This window comes from Kitasatospora sp. GAS204B (assembly GCF_029892155.1).
Taxonomy (GTDB): domain Bacteria; phylum Actinomycetota; class Actinomycetes; order Streptomycetales; family Streptomycetaceae; genus Kitasatospora.
In genome coordinates this window covers 313,165-330,428 of the sequence record NZ_JARZAG010000006.1, presented here as the reverse complement: position 1 = coordinate 330,428, position 17,264 = coordinate 313,165, and the positions used below count along the sequence as shown (strand labels likewise).

The window sequence follows — 17,264 nt, the reverse complement described above, 5'->3', positions numbered from 1 at the left end:
TGTTGGCCGTGGTCACGATGACGCTACCGATGCAGTACAAGGCACCGAGCCGGACCACCGGCCCGTCGTGGAGCCGTTCCGACTCCCGCTCGGCCGGGTGCACCGCTTCGAGTCCCGCTTCGAACGCTGGCGACCCCAGCTCAAACCCGGCTGCAAGAATCCGCCGACCCCGCGCGGCCGGCGGCATCCTCTACGACCTGGGCAGCCACCTGGTCGACCAGGCGCTCCACCTCTTCGGCCCCACCCGCTCGGTCTACGCGGAGATCGCCGCCCGCCGCCCGGGCGCGCAGGTGGACGACGATGTCTTCCTCGCCCTCACCCACACCAGCGGCGTCCGCTCCCACCTATGGAGCGCCCTCGCCGGACAGGTCGGCCCACGCCTGCGGGCCCTCGGCGACCGCAGCGCCTACACGGTGTACGGCCTGGACCCGCAGGAGGCTGCGCTACGCCAGGGACAGCGCCCCGGCCCCGACTGGGGCGCCCCCGCCCGCGCGCAGTGGGGCCTGCTCGGCACCGTGGACGACGCCGAACCGCACCCGCCCCTGCCGGTGACTACCCCGCCTTCTACGCCGGCGTGGCCGCCGCGCTGCGCGAGGGCAGGCTCGCGCCGGTCGACCCGTATGACGCCGTGGCCACACTCATCGTGCTGGAGGCCGCCCGGGACACGGCCACCCAGGGCCGCACCGTCGAGTTGCCGCAGGTCGCCCGATGACACCCGACCAGGCAGGCGAGCTGGTCGCCCGCATCGAGGAGCAGGAACGCCGCCTCGTGCTGGCCCGCTTCGACAACGAGGACGCCTGGCGGCTGGGCACCCTCCTGGTCGAACTGGCCCGGGCGCGGGGCGCCGTCGTTGCCATCGACATCCGCCGCAACACTCAGCAACTCTTCCACTACGCGCTGCCCGGAACCAGCGCCGACAACGACGCCTGGATCCAGCGCAAAGCATGCACCACAGGCCGCTCCGGACACGCCTCGTACCTGGTGCGGCTGCGGCACCTCGCGCAGGGCAACACCTTCGAGCAGAGGTCGCACCTCCGCCCGGACACCTACGCCGCCCATGGTGGCGCCTTCCCGATCATCCTCGAAGGGACAGGCGCCATCGGCACTGTCACCGTCTCCGGCCTGGCGCAGGACGAGGCCCACGAGTTGGTCACGGCCGCGCTGGAGGAGTACCTGGCACGCGGCTGAGCACGGTGGCACGGAGCTGGGCACAGACGATCACGGGAGCGGCACCCCCGGTCCACGCGATGGCCGGGCCCGACCTGGCAGGGTTGCAGCAAGCCGACAGCCGCACGATCGCCGGCGGGAGACCAACCTCACCGGCCCATCTGGTTCGCCCACGTCCAGATGTGGTGAGATATGCGCTGACGGTCATGGCTCGCTAGTGGGGGTGCGATGTGCTCAGGAGTGGACGGCTGCTCGCACTGGACGAGGACGCCGTGCAGCTCGCCGCCGCGGGCCTGGTCCGGCTGGGCGCGCAGCAGTGGCTGGACGGGGCGGCGAAGGCCACGGCGTGGCGGATCCGCGCCGGCTCGTTCGCGCAGGCGTGGCTGACCTTCGGCGACCCACCCGCTCCGGGCCTGCAGATTCCGGCCGCATCGATCCTGCGGGCACTCGTCCACCGGGCCGCGCAACTGCTCCTACAGGTCCACGACGGGGATGGTCCGGCCGTACTGGAATGGCTGGGCCTGCGCTCGGCCGAGGCTCGCGAACAGGCCGGCCGGGCGGAAGTGGCGCACCCGGCCGAACCCACCGCCCTCACCCTGCTCTGGCACGGCGTCCAGGCCCTCACCGCGGAAAGCGGGCACAGCCACGGCCAGCGCATCGACGACAGGAGCCAGGCGTACATCCGCGAACGACACCGTCGCCAGGACACCCTCGCGCTGATCCTGGCCTGCGCCCAGCTGGCCGCCACCGCCCTGACGGAACTCAGCGACCACGATCCGGACCAGGCCGGCGAACAGCTCGAGGAACACGCCGCCCGACACATGCCGCTCGACGGCCCGGTGCCGCTGTGGGTCCCCGGACGACCCCGACAACCCACCGACTGACGACCAGCCGACCAGCACCACAAGCCGGCCCGGCGAGACACACGCCTCCCCGAGCCGGTCTGCGATCAGTTGTCGATGCCCCAGGAGGGCGCGTCTCCGGTGTAGTCGATGATCTCGGTCCGAACGGAGTGGCCCGGGCCGTCGTAGGTCCACGGGGACTGCGCACCGCTGGGGGAGGCGTACCGAACCTGGCCGCTGTCCCAGACCACGAACTCGCAGTGGCCGTTGGTCCTGGTCGGGTCGATGGCCTGGAAGTCGTGGTACAGGCCATCGGTGTAGAGCCGCGGCTCGATCTTCTGCGCGGCGACGCAGTTCAGGGTGGTGGGCATCGGGAAGTCGCCTTCGGTGGCGGACGCCGGCGAGGACATGGTCAGGGCGAGCGCGGTGCCCGCGCCAAGGACGGCGGTGGCGCTCCGCAGCGAAGTACGGCGAGACAGCATGGTGTGGTTCCCCCGGTGAACGGAACCCGGCACACGCATCGGCGGACAGCTCCACCGGGGTACGGCCGGACGAAGCGATGTTTTCAGCGGATCACGGCGGCAAGAGCTGAGTCGGTTTTCGGACATTCCCGGACACCGCCGCACGGCGTTCGCCGTCCTCGGCGATGTGGGCCTTGAACTCGGCGACTCAAACCGAGCACGCCCCGTGGCGCCTGCACCGCGCGTGCAGACGCCACGGGGCGCTCCGTCCCTCCGGTAGACCGTTCCTCGCCCCCGCGCCGCACGGCTCAGATCAGCCGGTCGGCCGCATCCTCGGCCTGGCTGCGCAGCAGCTTCTTGTCCGGCTTGCCGGCGTCCGTGAGCGGTAGCGCGTCGGTGAAGGTGATCCGGGCCGGCTCGTACATCGCACCCCGCTCCTGACGCACCATCTCGCGCAGCTCCCGCTCGTCCACCGTGCTGCCGGGCGCGGCCAACACCACGGCGTGGACCTGCTCCATCCGGTCGGCGTCGGGGACCCCGAACACGGCACTCTGCAGCACCTGGGGGTGGGTGTTGAGCACGTCCTCCAGCTCGGTGGTGTAGACGTGACCACCCATCACGATGATCATGTCCTTCAGCCGGTCGACGACGGTGAGGTAGCCGTCCTCGTCGAAGCGGCCCAGGTCGCCGGTGTGCAGCCAGCCGCCGCGCAGGACCTCCGCGGTCAGCTCGGGCTGCTTCCAGTAGCCCTGCATCACGCCACCCGAGCGCACGCAGATCTCGCCGAGCTCGCCCACGGGCAGCGCGTGGCCGTCCGGGTCACGGACCTCCACCTCGACCCCTGGCAGCACCTTGCCCGCCGAGCGCAAGCGGTCGGGGCGCTCGGGGTCGTGGTCGGCGGTGGCCAGCGTGCTGATACCGCCGGCCTCGTTCTGACCGTAGAACTGGAAGAGCACCGGACCCAGACGCCGCAGGGCGTCGGCCAGCCGGGCCGGTGAAGCCTGGCAGCCGCCGTAGATCAGGGCGCGCAGGGCGGTGGTGTCGGTGCGCGCCGCGTCCGGGTGGTCGAGCAACTGGTAGAGCAGCGGCGGCAGGACGAACAGCCGGGTGATGCGCTCGTGCTCGATGGCGGCAAGCACCTCGGCGGCGTCGAAGTCCTCCAGCAGGACGACCGCGCCGCCCTCGGCCAGGGTGTGGTCGGCCAGGTGACCGGCCGCGTGCGCCAGCGTGGTGCACACCAGTTGCCGCTCCGGCTCCCTCGCGCCCTCCGCCTCCTCCAGGCCGCCACGGAAGGCGGCCGCCTGCCCGAAGGTGCTGCAGATGCCCTTGGGGTGACCGGTGGTGCCGCCGGTGTGGCGGATGCTGACGATGTCCTCGGGACGGGCCAGAGCCGCCATCGGCTCGGCCGACTGCTCGGCGGCCAGCTCCACCAGGTCCGCGCCGACCTTCGCCTCCCCCAGCACCAGGACGGTGCGGACCGGGACGAGCGCGACCAGGTCCATGGCCCGCTGCGCCAGACGCGGGTCCACGATCAGTACCGCGGTCTCGACGTCGCGGACGATCGCCGCCTGCACCTCCACCGACAGCTTGTTGTAAAGGTGATTGACGGTGCAGCCGATCAGATTGGCCGCATACCGCACGGCTATCGCCTCGGGCAGGTTTCCGCTCAGCAGGGTGACGGTCCTACCGCGGCCCAGACCCTGGTCGAGCAACACCCGGGCCATCCGGTAGACAAGCCCGCGCAACTCCCCCGCACTGATCCGCCGCCCCTCGTGGACCAGCGCCTCGCGCTCGGGCCACTGCCCGAGGGCGTCGAGGGTGTCCTCCACGTAGGTGCGGAACTCCTGGATTTCGCCAGACATTACGGCTGATCCCTTCTACAGCCGGCGCGCGCTCCCCGCGCCCACCGACCATCGTCAAGTTCGTGAGTGACGGGCAGCGGTGACCGACCGTCACGACAGGCGGAGTCTCGATACACCCCACCCCACAGCTGGTTGCCCAAGGCAACCATACGTACCGTAACCGTATCCTCACGCGAGATCAAGTGGGCCGGTGACCGGGCGATGACCCCCGGTAGGCGGCAACGAGCACGCCAAGCTCTCTCGGCCAAGGCGTGTCAGGATCGGGCCCTGCGGAGCTTTCTCATGGGCATCCGGCGCGATGCGATCCCGACCGGGACAGTGCAGGGCGTCCACAATCCGGCATGGCGCTGGGCATCGCCCTGCTGGTTCGCCCGAAGCCGCTGCCTCCGGCGAGTTGACGGCCCATCAGGGCGCACCGGCACCGCCGGGCCCTGATCGGCCGCGTCCGGCTCAGCCCTCCCGGCGCAGCGCGTGCCGTCACCCCTGGCGCGCCACCGGTGCCGGCCGGTGTGCCCAGGAGGGGGCCGGGGACGCCGGGGCGGCTGCGGGGGCAGGAGTGAAGGCGGGCTGGGTTACGAGGGGTCGACCTTGTCGAGTGAGACGAACGGGTCATGGTGGATGCGCTCCAGCGGGACCCCGCCGCGGCGCAGGGTTCGACCGGCGGCCAGGACCATCGGGGCGGGTCCGGCGAGATAGGCGTCGCGCTCCGGCCAGGGCCCTGAGCGGGCCATGGCCCTCAACAACTGGTCGCCGTCTCCGCTCCCGGGCGACTGCTCGTCGGCGACCACGGCCCTGATGGTGAGCCAGGGGTGGCGCTGCGCCAGCTGGTACAGGTCGTCGAGGGAGTAGAGCTCCTCGAGGGCGCGGGCGCCGACGAACAGGTCGACGGGTCGTTGCAAGCCGTCCAGGACAGCCTGTTCGATCAACGCCCGGATCGGCGCGAGCCCGGTGCCGCCGGCCACGCACACCACGCCCCGGCGCGAGCGGCGATCCATCGCCATGTCGCCCAGCGGGGCACCGAGCCGTAGGACGTCACCGACAACGGCTCGGCGCACCAGGGCGTTGCTGACTCGGCCGCCGGTGACGGCCCGGACCTGGAAGGTGATGCTCCCGTCCGGGCGCGGGGCGTTGGCCGGGGAGTAGTAACGCCAGGTCTTGGGCCACCAGGGCGTCTCCATGCTGACGAACTGCCCGCCGGCGAACGGGTACGGCTGGTCGGTCTGCACCGTGATCTCCGCGAGGTCGCCGGAACGGCGGCGGTGGTCGACGACGCGCGCCTGCCAGACGGCGGGGCGGTGCTGCGCGTCGTCGAGGGCGGCCTGGTCCATGGCCTGGGCGGCGGTGTTGTACGCCCGCGTCCAGGCGGCGGCGACCTCGCCGGTCCAGGCCGGACCCGCGTAGTGCTCCAGGGTGGCGAGCAAGCACTCGCCGACCGCCGCGTAGTGGGCGCTCACGGTGCCGAACTTGCGGTGGTCGCGGCCCAGCTGGGTGCAGAAGGTCACCAGGTTCGCGGGATCGTCGACGAGTTCGACGATCAACAGCAGTGCGCGCAGCAGCCGGTCGTGCTGGACGTCCATCTGGACCGGGAACAGCTCGCGGACCTGCGGGTAGCGGTCGAAGAGGGTCGCGTAGAAGAACCTGGGCAGGTCGGCCGCGTACGGCTCGACCGCCGCCGCGCTCGCCTTGACCAGGGCGATCTCGCGCGCCGTCAGCAACTGCCCCGGCTCCGGCAACTGGACGGACGGCGTCGTTGGCCAGTCCTCCTGTGGAGCCGTCTGGGCGGTGGCGCCTCCGGTGGAGCGGTTGGCGCGGAACTTCACAGTGCGGCTCTCCAGTCCAGTTCGTCACCCCCTGTGAACTGTGGTTGCCCGGGCGTGGACCCGACAGATTCTGCCCAGTGCCACGGTCCGCGCCAAGCGGCATCCTGTGAAAGCTGTGTGAGCATGGGCTTCTTGCCAGAACCGGAGTCGACTGGTAGCAGTCCGTCAGCTCAGCGCCGACCCGCACTGACGCGCGGCCTCCTTGCTCTCCAGCCCTGGCAGCCGCCGTACGAGCCGGTGTCGCCGGAGCCGCCGATGGCTGACCATTCTCGGGATGCGATCCCCAATGTTGGAGGAATTGGGTGGAGCACGTGAAGGAGATCACGGTTCGGTCGCGGCCAGGAGCGCGAGTCCCGGCCCCCTCGACTCGCCGCCGGGCGTCGGCCTTACCGAGGAGTAGCCGGCCCCGCACTCGCGAAGCTGGGGGTCGATCGACACTGAGCCTTCGATCAGCAGGCGAGATTCTGAACAGAAGGAAAAATGAAAGGTGCTACGACGATTCTGGTGTAGAATCTGAAGCCAGAGGGCGGGCTCCGGGACAGGCATCACGGTGATGCCGACCAACCGCCCACCGCCAGGGGGAGAACACCATGACCTACCGACTCGACACCGCACAGGCCACGATCGACGAGCGTCTGCGGGAGGCCGCGGAGTACCGCGTCCTGCGCGCGGTCCGACTCAAGAACCGCGCGGAGCGCACCACTCGGCGCGCCCGCCGGGCCCTGACCAGCCTGACCGCATGAACACCCCAACCTCAACGGGCCGTCACCGAAGCACTGGTGACGGCCCGTCCCGCTTCACGGGCCGGGGGCGCACCGCGAACCGGCCCCGGAGCGTGGGTCGGTAGCGGGCAAGCGGCGGCCGGTCTGTCGTGATCCCGTCCTGCCCGGTCGAAGCGGTGGGACCCCTTTCAGGTGGCGGGCCCGCATGGCGGATGATGGGAATCGGCCGGACCGCGGATGTAAGGGGCAGTGCAGTGACAGACCACGAATCCCACTGGTCGGAGCCGGGCACACCGCCGGCCCGCGGCGGAGGACCGGATACCGTCATGGTCGACCCCTCGTCCGAGGCCGACGTGTCGGTCGATGCCGGGTCGTCGCCGGCGACGAGGGGCGCAGGCGCCGGTCGGACCCTGCGCCGGCTCGCCGTACTCGTCTCCGTAGTCGTCTCACTGTTCTTGCTGCCCTGGTGGACGCTGTTCTCCTCCCGCACCGACTGGCCCCTCCCGGTGGTCCTGGTCGGCACGGTCCTCTTCGCCGCCGCGGTGCCCGCCTTGCCGGTGCTGATGGTCATGGGCCACGGGCGCAGGCGCTCGGACCGGGCGGCACGCATCGCCGACACCACTCTCGGGGTGGTCTGGGTGCTGTTCGCCTGGTCGGCGCTGGGCAACCTGCTGCGGCTCGTCCTGATCGCGCTCGGCGTCGGCGACCCGGATCGGTCCAGGATCGTGGCCATCGCCGTCGCGGTGGTCGCGACCGGGCTGCTGGCCTGGGGGCACCGCGAGGCCATGCGCCTGCCCCGGGTGAAGCGCCTGGACGTCATCGTCCCGCGGCTCGGCCGCGGCCTGGACGGGACGCGGGTCGTCGTGCTGGCCGACACCCACTACGGACCGATCGACCGGGCCGGCTGGTCGGCGCGGGTCGCCGAGGCGGTCAACGAGCTGGACGCCGACGTCGTCTGCCACGCGGGCGATATCGCCGACGGCACCCCGGACCAGCGCCGAGAGCAGGCCGCGCCGCTCGGGACGATGCGGTCACGACTGGCGAAGGTGTACGTCACCGGGAACCACGAGTACTCCAGCGAAGCCCAGGGCTGGCTCGACCTCATGGCGGAGCTGGGGTGGGAGCCCCTGCACAACCGCCACGTGGTGGTCGAACGGGGCGGGGACAGTCTGGTGCTCGCGGGTGTGGACGACATGGTCGCGGCCTCCTCCGGGCTGACCGGACACCGGGCGGACCTGCTCGGCGCGCTGGCGGGGGCGGACCCGGACCTGCCGGTCCTGCTCGTCGCCCACCAGCCCAAGTACGTCGGCCAGGCCGCGAGCGCCGGCATCGACCTGCAGATCTCCGGCCACACCCACGGCGGGCAGATCTGGCCGTTCAACTACCTCGTCCGGCTCGACCAGCCGGTGGTGCACGGCCTCAGCCGGCACGGATCGCGCACCCAGCTCTACACCAGCCGGGGCGCCGGCTTCTGGGGCCCTCCCTTCCGGATCTTCGCTCCCAGCGAGATCACGCTGCTCACCCTGCGGTCGGCGTAGCGCCGGTCCGGCGACGGCCGACGGCGCGGGTGTCTGCCTGCGCGCGGGCTCGCCCGGGCCGGGAACCGTTGCGGTGGGCGGGGCGTTGTCGCTGACGCGGACCGGTACGTGTGCGCGCGAACGCTGGAGGCGGATTCATGGGCGTGGTCCTGACGCAGGGCGGCAACGTGTCACTGGGCGAGTTGGCCCCGGCTGCCGGCACCGTACTCGTGGGGCTGGGGTGGAGCGCTGCAGGGGGCTGCGAGCTCGATGCCAGCGCCCTGCTGTGCGACCACGCGGGACGCTCCTCCGATCAGAACTTCGTCTTCTTCAACAACGTGCGCAGTCCGGACGGTTCGGTGCGCCACCGCGGGCCCGCCGCGGCCGGGTCGGCGGACCGGGAGCAGATCGAGGTCGACCTGGCCGCCGTTCCCGGCGAGGTGCGGAAGATCGCTTTCGCGGTCGCCGTCTACGACGCGGCGCAGCGCGGGCAGACCTTCGGCCAGGTCCACAGCGCCCACATCCGACTGCTCGACCCCACCGGCGAAGCCGAGTTGGCCCGCTACGACCTGCCGCGGGCGGCCGCGGGCGAGAGCGCGATGGTCTTCGGCGAGCTCTACCGCCACGGCGGCGGCTGGAAGTTCCGTGCGGTGGGCCAGGGTTACGCCTCGGGGCTGGCCGGGATCGCGGCCGACTTCGGCGTGCGGGTCCTGCAGCCGGCCGCCGAACCGAGCACCCCGCCGCCTTCCCCCGCCCCGGTCCGCCCGTCCCTGACGTGCTTCTTCGACCCCGCGCACGGCGCGAGCAGCAGCACCGTGCTCTGGTCGCCGCAGTGGGGTGCCGCGCGCGAGGTCCATGCCTGCGCCGCCTGCGCGCAGCGGGTGCTGACCACCCCGCCGCCCTTCTACGCTCCGCCCCAGCACGTTTCCGCCCAGGCCGGCTACCCGCAGCCTGTCCAGGCCGGCTACCCATCCGCCGGCGGCCACCCGCAGCCTGCCGGGCCGGACCACGGCCGCCGGTTCGGCGCCGGGGCGCTGATCGGCGCCGGCGCCGCCGGCATCCTGGGCGGCATCCTGCTGGACGAGGCGCTGAGCGACGACGAGCCGCGCGTGGTGGTCAACAACTACTACGAGGACGAGGACGACGACTTCTTCTAGCAGATCACTGCTGCTGCGGGTCTACGACGGCACCGAGCGCTGAGCCCTTCCGCGGCGCGTCCGCGGAAGGGCTCAGCGCACTCCGCAGGCCGCCAGTGCCTGGGTCTGGGCCGCGGTCGGCTCGGCCGGGAAGTAGAGGTAGCAGATTCCGCCGCTGCCGTCAGCCGCCTCGCCTTTGGCGTTGGTCCACGTGGTGCGCAACCAGGCGTTCTCGAACTGGTGGCGCTGGTAGACGCGTCGGACCGCCTCGTTGGAGGGTGAGGCGGGATCGTTGGCGATGACGTCTCCGTCGGCGGTGAAGCCGATGACCGCCATGAGGTGTCCGGCGGTGCCGTAGCCGGCGCCGTCGAGCTCGCTCGGCAGGAAGCAGAGGGACGTGATGAGCGGGATGCCGGCCAGGATGAGGTGCTCGGCCTCGGTCAGCGAGCGCAGCCGCGTGACGACGGCTTGCAGGCCCGGGTAGGTCGCGGCGTAGGCGGCGTTGAACGGCCAGTTCCCGCAGCCCTGGTACTGGTAGTCGAAGGTGCCGCGGGCGGCCTGGCAGACCTGCGGGTCGGTGTAGGCGGGGTCGACCCAGGCCAGGTCGGCGGGCGCGGGCGTGCGGCCCCAGTAGGCGAGGACCATCTGCGAGGAGGTGGGGCTGCACCAGGCCTCGCCGCCGCTGTCGTACTGCGGGTACTGGCCCTGGTGGACCTCCTGCGAGTAGCGCGGCACGGGCAGTTCGTGCCCGGCGGCCGGGCCGGGCGCCGTGGCCGGCGTCTGCGCGGAGGCGGGCAGGTCCGAGGTCAGCACACCCAGGCGCTGGACCACGGGGGTGAGCAGGGTGCCCGGCTTGCGGTAGAGGGTGAGCCGCAGTTGGCAGGTGGCCAGGCGCAGACCGCCGGCCGGCGTGTCGATGGCGAAGGTGTCGGTGCGGATGCTGCTCCGGCCGTCCTGCTGGCCCGCCACGCTGGTGCGGCGGATGTCCTGGTCGCCGGCCGCCCAACGGCCCATCACGTACCAGGGTGTACGGGCTCCGTCCGTGTAGCTGCCGCTCAGCTCGACGGCGAGCCAGGTCCCCTCGGGGGTCCGGGCGTTCCAGGAGGCCACGGCCTGCGTCGCCGGGTGGGCGAGCGGGCGTTCGGGCGAGGTCCAGCTCGCCCACTCCCAGCCGGCGGTGGTGCCGGTGTGCGGGTCGAGGTAGTCGACCGTGCCGACCGCCGCCTCGATGCGCAGGCCCGGGACCTCGCCGTCCGCCGCCGTGGTCCCCGGCGCGGCACCGTCGGCCCAGTCGGCGGCGGTGGTCCAGGACTGGTAGTCGATCCCACCGGCCTGGGTATCGTCCATCGCCGCCGGGACCGGTCGGCCCGCCGGGGCGGGCCGGGTCCGCGGGGCGACAGCGGTGGCGGCGGCGGCAGCTGTGGCCGCGAGCAGGGACCTTCGCGTGGTGGGGTCGGGCACGTGCTCTTCAACGCCGATCACCCCGGCCGAGTCACGGTCTGTGCCGCGGTCACGTCCGCGTCCGCGCCGGGTTCTCGCTCAGTCGGGTCCGGGCAGGGTGAGCCGGAAGAGCGCCCCGCCGCCCGTGGCGGGCTCGGCGGTGAGGACGGCGCCGTGGGCGCGGGCGATCTGCCGGGCCATCGCCAGACCGAGCCCCGAGCCGGGCAGTGCCCGTGCCGCCGAGGCGCGGTAGAAGCGGTCGAAGACGTGGGGCAGGTCCTCGGGCCTGATGCCGGGGCCGTGGTCGCGCACGGTGAGCTGGCCGCCGGCCGTCAGCGAGACTTCGACCGCGCCGCCCGGCGGGCTGAACTTCGCGGCGTTGTCCAGCAGGTTGGAGACCAGCCGGGCGAGCCGGGCGGGGACGCCCGCGACGGTGCGCCCGTCCGTCTCGTCCAGCAGGACGAAGGCGACCGCGGGCCAGTGGTCCTGGGCGGCCGCCACGCAGTGCGCGACCAGCGGGCCGATCCGCACCTGTTCGAGCAGGGGGCGCGGCTCCTCGTCTCGGGCCAGCTCGATCAGGTCGTTCACCAGACCGGTCACCTCGCGCAGCTGCCGCTGCAACGCCGCTGCCGCCCGGTCCCGTTGGGCCTCCGTCAGCCGGTCCGCGCGAGCCAGCAGTTCGGCGTTGGTGCGCAGCGCGGTGAGCGGGGTGCGCAGTTCGTGCGAGGCGTCGGCGACCAGCCGTCGCTGGGCGGTGACCGACTGCTCCAGCTCGCCCAGCATGGTGTTGAAGCTGCCGGCCAGCCGGGTCAGTTCGTCCGCGCGGCGCCCCGGTGGCAGCTCGATCCGCAGGCCGGCGTCCCGGGTGGCGGCGATCCGCTCGGCGGTCGTGGTCAGCCGGGTGACCGGCGCCAGGCCGGTGCGGGCGACCGCGTAGCCGAGCGCGGCCGCCAGCAGGACGCCGGCTGCCGCGACGGCCGCCATCAGCTCGCCGGCCTGTCGCACGCCCCGGTCGGCGGCGTCGGAGCGCAGCGCGACCTGCACGGCCTGGTGTGCGCCGGCCGGTGCGGTGCCCATCGCGGTGGTCAGCATCCGGGCAGGGTGGCCGCTGACGGTGATGTCGGAGTGGTACCCGGCGCGTTGCCCGGCGGCCACCTGGCGGGTGGCCTCGGTGACCGGGAGCACGTAGCGGGCTGTCGGGTCCTTGGCGGGGTCGGCGGGCACGATCTGGGTGCAGGCCGGGGCGGCCAGGTAGCCGCACTCGCCGGAGACCGCCTGCGGCGGCTGGTTGCGGTACTGCTGCTGGATCAGAGTGGCCTGCTGGGTCAGGCTCAGGTCGAGCTGGTGCAGCAGTTCGTACCGGACGATGGTGAAGGCCGCCGCGCAGACCCCGAGCGCGACGAACGCGACCGCGGCCGTGCAGGCCAGCGCCAGCCGGGTGCGCAGCGGGCGGTGGCGACGCCAGCGGGCGTGCGCCCTCACCGCTCCGCCAGCCGGTAGCCCACCCCGTGCACGGTGTGCACCAGCCGTGGTTCGCCGTCGGCCTCCAGCTTGCGGCGCAGGTAACTGATGTACACCGCGAGCGAGTTGGAGTCCGGGCCGAAGTCGGCGCCCCAGACCAGCTCCATGATCAGCTCGCGTGGCAGCACCTGTCCCGGGTGGCGCAGCAGCACCTCCAGGAGGGCGAACTCGGTGCGGGAGAACTCCAGTGGCCGCCCGCCGCGGCTGCCGGTGCGGGTGACCGGGTCCACCGTCAGGTCGGCGAAGGCGGCGCCGGGGTCGTCCGGGGCGGGGGCGGTGCGGCGCAGCAGGGCCCGCAGCCGGGCGGTCAGCTCGTCCAGCGCGAACGGTTTGACCAGGTAGTCGTCGGCGCCCGCGTCCAGCCCGTCCACCCGGTCGCTCACCGAGTCCCGGGCGGTCAGCACCAGGATCGGGGTGCGGTCGCCCAGCGCCCGCAGCCGCCGGCAGACCGCCAGTCCGTCGAGCACTGGCATCAGCAGGTCCAGCACCATCGCGTCCGGCTGCCAGTCGGCCAGTTCGCTCAGCGCCGCCAGCCCGTCGGCGGCGCCGCGCACGGCGTAGCCTTCGACCGCCAGGCCGTCCTCGACGGCGGCGCGCACCTCCGGGTCGTCCTCGACGACCAGGACCCTCAGTCCGTTGCTCATGGGACAAGCCTCGCAAACCAGGCTCTGATAACTCTCTTAATGCGGCCGCGCAGGCTGCGGTGCCATGAGAACGGAACACGGGGACCAGCCCCTGTCAGTGGTGATCGGCGCCGGCGGGACCGGCGGTCACATCTACCCGGGCCTGGCGCTGGCCGAGGCGCTGCGCCGAGCGGACCCGAGAGCGGCGATCTCGTTCGTGGGCACTGATCGCGGCCTGGAGGGCAAGCTGATTCCGGAGGCCGGCTACCGGCTGCACACGGTGGACATGATCCCCTTCGACGCCTCCCTCGGCCTGCGCCGGTACCTGCTGCCCGCCGCGCTGCTGCGCTCGGGGCGCCAGTGCCAGGAGATCCTGCGGGCCGAGGGCGCGCAGGTGGCGGTCGGGATGGGCGGCTACCCCAGCGCGCCGGTGATCGTGGGCGCCCGGCTCGCCAAGCTGCCCAGCGTGGTGCACGAGTCGAACGCCGTGCCCGGGCGGGCCAACCGCTTCGCGGCCCGGCTCACCCCGCACGTCGCGCTCGCCTTCGACCGCACCCGCGCGCACCTGCCCGCCGGTCTGACGGCCGAGACCGTCGGCATGCCCCTGGTCGGCGCGGTGGCCACGCTGGACCGGCCGGCGCTGCGCGCCGAGGCCCGGCGGTACTTCGGCGTGCCGCCGGGCGGGCACCTGGTGGTGTTCAACGGCGGCAGCCTGGGCGCCGCCCGCCTGACCGAGGCCGCCGTCGAGCTGGCCCGGCGCTGGTGGTACCGGAACGACCTGCGCCTGCTGATCAAGACCGGCCCGGCCGCCCTCGGCGAGGTCCGGGCCCGGCTGGAGGGCAGTCCGGTGGCCACCGCCGTGGCCTACCTGGACCGGATGGACCTCGCCTACGCGGCGGCCGACCTGATGGTCTGCCGGGCCGGCTCGGCCACCGTGGCGGAACTGTCGAGCACCGGCGTGCCCGCCGTCCTGGTGCCCTACCCGCACGCGCCGCACGATCACCAGACGCACAACGCCCGGGTGCTCTGCGACGCGGGCGCCGGCCTGCTGCTGCCGGACGGCGAGTGCACCGGCGAACGGCTGGCCCAGCTCGTCGAACCCCTGCTCGCCGACCCGGCCCGGCTGCGGGCGATGAGCCGCGCCGCCGACCCGGGCACCCACGCCCGGGCCGCCGACCTGCTCGCCGCCAAGGTGCTGCGCACGATCGGCCGCCTCCCGCTCCCGCTCCCCCAGCCGGTCCGCTGACCCCCACCGGCGCGGCCGACCCGGCCGTGCCCGACGAACCCACGGAGGATCACATGAACGACTACTCGACCACCCCGCAGGAAGTGCGCACGCCGCAGGACTGGGCCGGCCGCACGGTCCTGGTCACCGGTGCGGAGGGCTTCATCGGCAGCACCCTGGTCGACCTGCTGGTCGAACGCGGCGCCCGGGTACGGGCCCTGGTGCACTACAAGCCGTACGCCGAACGCGGCTACCTCGCCCACCATCTGACGAGCGGTCAGGTGGAGATGCTGGCCGGTGACGTCCGCGACGCCGGGCGGGTCCTGGACGCCGTGGCGGGCTGCGACACCGTCTTCCACCTCGCCGCGCTGATCGGCATCCCCTACAGCTACCAGGCTCCCGAGGCCTACGTACAGACCAACGTGGCCGGCACCCAGAACATCGCGGCCGCCTGCCTGCGCCACGGCGCCCGGCTGATCCACACGTCCACCAGCGAGGTCTACGGCACCGCGATCACCGCCCCGATCAGCGAGCGGCACCCGCTGCAGCCCCAGTCGCCCTACTCCGCCTCGAAGATCGGCGCCGACATGGCGGCGCTGTCCTACTGGCACGCCTTCGAGCTGCCGGTCTCCGTGGTCCGCCCGTTCAACACCTACGGCCCCCGCCAGTCCGCCCGCGCGGTGATCCCCACCGTGCTGGCTCAACTGCACTCCGGCGCCGGCGAGATCCGCCTCGGCTCGATCACCCCCACCCGGGACTTCACCTACGTCACCGACACCGCCGAAGGCTTCCTCGCCATCGCCCGCGCCGACCGCACGCTCGGCGAGGTGGTCAACCTGGGCACCGGAACCGAGGTTTCGATCGGCGACCTGGCCAAGGCCCTGATCACCGCCTCCGGACGGCACGCCGACGTCGTGATCGACCCCACCCGGCTGCGCCCGGGCGGCAGCGAGGTCGAGCGCCTGCTCTCCGACAACACCAAGGCCCGCGCACTGGCCGGCTGGCAGCCCCGGGTCGACCTCGCGGAGGGGCTGCGCCGGACCTCCGACTGGGTTGCCGAGCACCTGCACCTGCTCGCTCCGGAGCGCTACCAGGTCTGACGGCCCGCTCCCGGTGTCCTCAGCCGATCGCCGCGCCGGACAGCACGGCGATCGGCTGGACGGCGTGGGAGAACCGCTCGTTCTGCGGCGCGGGACCGCCCGGAAAGACGAAGCGGCGCCGGGCGCAGCCGTGGGCCAGGCCGGATCGCGGGTCACCGAAGGCGAGTGCGCCGGCCGCGAACCGCGGCCAGTAGTCAGCGACCGAGCCTCGCCTGGTGGGGGCCGCCCGGTCAGCCCTTCACACTGATCACAGCGGCGACAACCGCCCCCACGGCGGTGATGACAGCTGCGATGATCACCGCCCGAGCGCCGAGCCGGGACGACAGGTCCGGCTCTCGGTCCCGCCATTGGGAACCGGTCTGCGAGGCGGAACCCTTCTGTTCCGGAAAACTGGCACCCATAACGCCCCCCAGAGCCTGCAGCACCGTCGTTCCGTCCAGCATGACGTGTCTGCGGGTTCCTGTCACTGGAACGCCAAGTCTTCTTGCTTGCAAGGACCTTGGTCATGGATCAGGCGGGAGGCGGTCGGCAGCTCGGCGGCGGATCCTCGAGGTCCATCGCTGTGTCAGGGAGCGGCGTCCCGGGCCAGCTCGGCGAGCCGCCGGCCGAGGTAGCGGCGCTCGGCCTCGCTGCCCGCGAGGGCCAGTGCCTGGCGGTAGGCCGCTGCCGCCTCGGCGTCGTGGCCCAGGCGGCGCAGCAGATCGGCGCGGGTGGCGGGCAGCAGGTGGTAGCCCGCGAGCGCACCGGAGTTCTCCAGCTGGTCCACCAACTCCAGTCCGACGTCGGGACCTTCGGCCATCGCCCGGGCCACGGCCAGGTTCAGGCGCACCACGGGCGAGGGCGTCAGCTCGCTCAACCGCCCGTACAGCAGCGCGATCTGCGCCCAGTCGGTGTCCGCTGCCGTGGCGGCGTCGCCGTGGCAGGCCGCGATGGCGGCCTGGATCTGGTAGAAGCCGGGCCGCGCCCGCCGCAGCGCCTGGCCCAGCTGGGCCCGGCCCTCGGCGATCGCCTCGGCGTTCCACCGGGTGCGGTCCTGCTCCTCCAGCGGGACCAGCTCCCCGAGCGCGTTGACCCTGCTGCCGCTGCGCGCGTCGTGCAGCAGCATCAGGGCCAGCAGCCCGCGTGCCTCCGGTTCGTCCGGCATCAGCAGCACCAGCAGCCGGGCGAGCCGGATCGCCTCCGCGCACAGGCCGCTGCGGATCAGGTCCGTCCCCTCGGTCGCGCTGTAGCCCTCGTTGAACAGCAGATACAGCACCGCGAGCACGGCCGAGGTGCGCTCGGGCAGCAGCTCTCCGGGGGGTACCCGGTACGGAATACGGGCGTTGCGGATCTTGGCCTTGGCGCGTACCAGTCGCTTGGCCATCGTCTGGTCACCGACCAGGAACGCGCGGGCGATCTCGGCGGTGGTCAGCCCCGCCAGTGTTCGCAGGGTCAGCGCGACCCTGGCCTCCAGCGGCAGAGCCGGGTGGCAGCAGGTGAAGATCAGCCGCAGCCGGTCGTCCGTGATGCCGCTGCCGTCGGGCTCGGCCGGGCCGCCGCCGCCCGTGCCCGGCAACCCATCGAGTGACGTCATCGCGACCTCCCGTAGCTTGGTGGCCTCGATCCGGGCACGGCGCAACCGGTCCACGGCACGGTTGCGGGCCGTGGTGGTGAGCCACGCGCCCGGATTGTCCGGGACGCCGTCGCGGCGCCACCGTTCCAGCGCTTTCGCGAAGGCGTCCTGGGCGCACTCCTCGGCGAGATCCCAATCACCGGTGACCCGGATCAGGATCGCGACGATCCTGCCCCACTCCTCGTGGAAGGCGCGCGCGACGGCGCCCTCCACCGA

At 72.8% G+C, this 17,264-nt stretch carries 17 protein-coding genes and 2 pseudogenes; 9 read left to right on the top strand and 10 right to left on the bottom strand.

The genetic code is table 11. The annotated features are described in order from the left end of the window. Positions 1-187 (bottom strand): hypothetical protein (locus P3T41_RS36930; RefSeq protein WP_348533642.1); only part of this gene is annotated, 187 nt, incomplete at its 3' end. Here P3T41_RS36930 and P3T41_RS36925 point away from each other — a divergent pair. The 4 genes and pseudogenes from P3T41_RS36925 to P3T41_RS11270 all read left to right on the top strand — a co-directional run. Continuing rightward, positions 159-410: pseudogene (locus tag P3T41_RS36925) on the top strand (Gfo/Idh/MocA family oxidoreductase); the annotation flags it as partial. The gene P3T41_RS36930 and the pseudogene P3T41_RS36925 sit on opposite strands and share 29 nt — an antisense overlap. A 164-nt stretch (positions 411-574) precedes the next feature. Continuing rightward, entirely contained in the window at positions 575-712 is a 138-nt protein-coding gene (locus tag P3T41_RS36920) for a hypothetical protein (RefSeq protein WP_348533641.1), read from the top strand. Continuing rightward, on the top strand, positions 709-1,188 hold the full coding sequence (locus P3T41_RS11275; protein ID WP_280689538.1) for a heme-degrading domain-containing protein: 480 nt from the start codon (positions 709-711) through the stop codon (positions 1,186-1,188). Before P3T41_RS36920 ends, P3T41_RS11275 begins: the two co-directional genes overlap by 4 nt. A gap of 209 nt (positions 1,189-1,397) precedes the next feature. Beyond that, on the top strand, positions 1,398-2,051 hold the full coding sequence (locus tag P3T41_RS11270) for a hypothetical protein (protein ID WP_280689537.1): 654 nt from the start codon (positions 1,398-1,400) through the stop codon (positions 2,049-2,051). 65 nt (positions 2,052-2,116) lie between these two features. On the opposite strand, the gene P3T41_RS11265 is transcribed toward P3T41_RS11270, so the two are convergent. The 3 genes from P3T41_RS11265 to P3T41_RS11255 all read right to left on the bottom strand — a co-directional run bounded on the left by P3T41_RS11265 (position 2,117) and on the right by P3T41_RS11255 (position 6,152). Continuing rightward, a complete protein-coding gene (locus P3T41_RS11265) occupies positions 2,117-2,491 on the bottom strand; it encodes a hypothetical protein (RefSeq protein ID WP_280689536.1) in 375 nt (124 codons plus the stop codon). Between the two features lie 287 nt (positions 2,492-2,778). After that, positions 2,779-4,332: an AMP-binding protein gene (locus tag P3T41_RS11260; protein WP_280689535.1), complete on the bottom strand. Its 1,554-nt coding sequence runs from the start codon at positions 4,330-4,332 to the stop codon at positions 2,779-2,781. A gap of 572 nt (positions 4,333-4,904) precedes the next feature. Further along, a complete protein-coding gene (locus tag P3T41_RS11255) occupies positions 4,905-6,152 on the bottom strand; it encodes a globin domain-containing protein (protein ID WP_280689534.1) in 1,248 nt (415 codons plus the stop codon). A 590-nt stretch (positions 6,153-6,742) separates the two neighbouring features. Here P3T41_RS11255 and P3T41_RS11250 point away from each other — a divergent pair. The 3 genes from P3T41_RS11250 to P3T41_RS11240 all read left to right on the top strand — a co-directional run bounded on the left by P3T41_RS11250 (position 6,743) and on the right by P3T41_RS11240 (position 9,548). Then, positions 6,743-6,895 (top strand): hypothetical protein, encoded by a 153-nt coding sequence (locus P3T41_RS11250; RefSeq protein WP_280689533.1) that lies wholly within the window; start codon positions 6,743-6,745, stop codon positions 6,893-6,895. A 305-nt stretch (positions 6,896-7,200) separates the two neighbouring features. Continuing rightward, a complete protein-coding gene (locus P3T41_RS11245; RefSeq protein WP_280689532.1) occupies positions 7,201-8,412 on the top strand; it encodes a metallophosphoesterase in 1,212 nt (403 codons plus the stop codon). A 137-nt stretch (positions 8,413-8,549) separates the two neighbouring features. Beyond that, positions 8,550-9,548: a TerD family protein gene (locus P3T41_RS11240; protein WP_280689531.1), complete on the top strand. Its 999-nt coding sequence runs from the start codon at positions 8,550-8,552 to the stop codon at positions 9,546-9,548. Between the two features lie 72 nt (positions 9,549-9,620). Here the strand turns inward: P3T41_RS11240 and P3T41_RS11235 are convergent, their stop codons facing one another. Genes P3T41_RS11235 through P3T41_RS11225 form a run of 3 tightly spaced genes read right to left on the bottom strand, consistent with a single transcriptional unit; the run spans position 9,621 to position 13,132 of the window. After that, positions 9,621-11,009 (bottom strand): C39 family peptidase, encoded by a 1,389-nt coding sequence (locus P3T41_RS11235; RefSeq protein WP_280689530.1) that lies wholly within the window; start codon positions 11,007-11,009, stop codon positions 9,621-9,623. 57 nt (positions 11,010-11,066) lie between these two features. Continuing rightward, a complete protein-coding gene (locus P3T41_RS11230; protein WP_280689529.1) occupies positions 11,067-12,449 on the bottom strand; it encodes a HAMP domain-containing sensor histidine kinase in 1,383 nt (460 codons plus the stop codon). After that, positions 12,446-13,132 carry a response regulator transcription factor gene (locus tag P3T41_RS11225; RefSeq protein ID WP_280689528.1) on the bottom strand — a complete coding sequence of 229 codons (687 nt, stop codon included), beginning with the start codon at positions 13,130-13,132 and terminating at the stop codon, positions 12,446-12,448. The genes P3T41_RS11230 and P3T41_RS11225 overlap by 4 nt, the downstream gene beginning before the upstream one ends. Positions 13,133-13,196: 64 nt before the next feature. Between P3T41_RS11225 and P3T41_RS11220 the strand changes: the two genes are divergently transcribed. Further along, positions 13,197-14,357: a UDP-N-acetylglucosamine--N-acetylmuramyl-(pentapeptide) pyrophosphoryl-undecaprenol N-acetylglucosamine transferase gene (locus P3T41_RS11220; RefSeq protein WP_280689527.1), complete on the top strand. Its 1,161-nt coding sequence runs from the start codon at positions 13,197-13,199 to the stop codon at positions 14,355-14,357. Between the two features lie 53 nt (positions 14,358-14,410). Next, positions 14,411-15,436, top strand: a complete 1,026-nt coding sequence (locus P3T41_RS11215; protein WP_280689526.1) for an SDR family NAD(P)-dependent oxidoreductase — start codon at positions 14,411-14,413, stop codon at positions 15,434-15,436. A 19-nt stretch (positions 15,437-15,455) separates the two neighbouring features. Here P3T41_RS11215 and P3T41_RS11210 read toward each other — a convergent pair. The 3 genes and pseudogenes from P3T41_RS11210 to P3T41_RS11200 all read right to left on the bottom strand — a co-directional run. After that, positions 15,456-15,614 (bottom strand): annotated as a pseudogene (locus P3T41_RS11210) (EstA family serine hydrolase); the annotation flags it as partial. Positions 15,615-15,666: 52 nt separating this feature from the next. Continuing rightward, positions 15,667-15,879, bottom strand: a complete 213-nt coding sequence (locus tag P3T41_RS11205) for a hypothetical protein (RefSeq protein ID WP_280689525.1) — start codon at positions 15,877-15,879, stop codon at positions 15,667-15,669. Positions 15,880-16,001: 122 nt separating this feature from the next. Next, a complete protein-coding gene (locus tag P3T41_RS11200) occupies positions 16,002-17,261 on the bottom strand; it encodes an RNA polymerase sigma factor (protein ID WP_280689524.1) in 1,260 nt (419 codons plus the stop codon). Positions 17,262-17,264 lie beyond the last annotated feature (3 nt).

What these genes read in the sequence shown, in the direction of transcription:
- P3T41_RS11275 (WP_280689538.1), top strand. Translation starts at nt 709, where the DNA reads ATGACACCCGACCAGGCAGGCGAGCTGGTCGCCCGCATCGAGGAGCAG.
- P3T41_RS11205 (WP_280689525.1), bottom strand. Translation starts at nt 15,879, where the DNA reads ATGCTGGACGGAACGACGGTGCTGCAGGCTCTGGGGGGCGTTATGGGT.
- P3T41_RS11215 (WP_280689526.1), top strand. Translation starts at nt 14,411, where the DNA reads ATGAACGACTACTCGACCACCCCGCAGGAAGTGCGCACGCCGCAGGAC.
- P3T41_RS11260 (WP_280689535.1), bottom strand. Translation starts at nt 4,332, where the DNA reads ATGTCTGGCGAAATCCAGGAGTTCCGCACCTACGTGGAGGACACCCTC.
- P3T41_RS11265 (WP_280689536.1), bottom strand. Translation starts at nt 2,491, where the DNA reads ATGCTGTCTCGCCGTACTTCGCTGCGGAGCGCCACCGCCGTCCTTGGC.
- P3T41_RS11220 (WP_280689527.1), top strand. Translation starts at nt 13,197, where the DNA reads ATGAGAACGGAACACGGGGACCAGCCCCTGTCAGTGGTGATCGGCGCC.
- P3T41_RS11245 (WP_280689532.1), top strand. Translation starts at nt 7,201, where the DNA reads ATGGTCGACCCCTCGTCCGAGGCCGACGTGTCGGTCGATGCCGGGTCG.
- P3T41_RS11240 (WP_280689531.1), top strand. Translation starts at nt 8,550, where the DNA reads ATGGGCGTGGTCCTGACGCAGGGCGGCAACGTGTCACTGGGCGAGTTG.
- P3T41_RS11250 (WP_280689533.1), top strand. Translation starts at nt 6,743, where the DNA reads ATGACCTACCGACTCGACACCGCACAGGCCACGATCGACGAGCGTCTG.
- P3T41_RS11225 (WP_280689528.1), bottom strand. Translation starts at nt 13,132, where the DNA reads ATGAGCAACGGACTGAGGGTCCTGGTCGTCGAGGACGACCCGGAGGTG.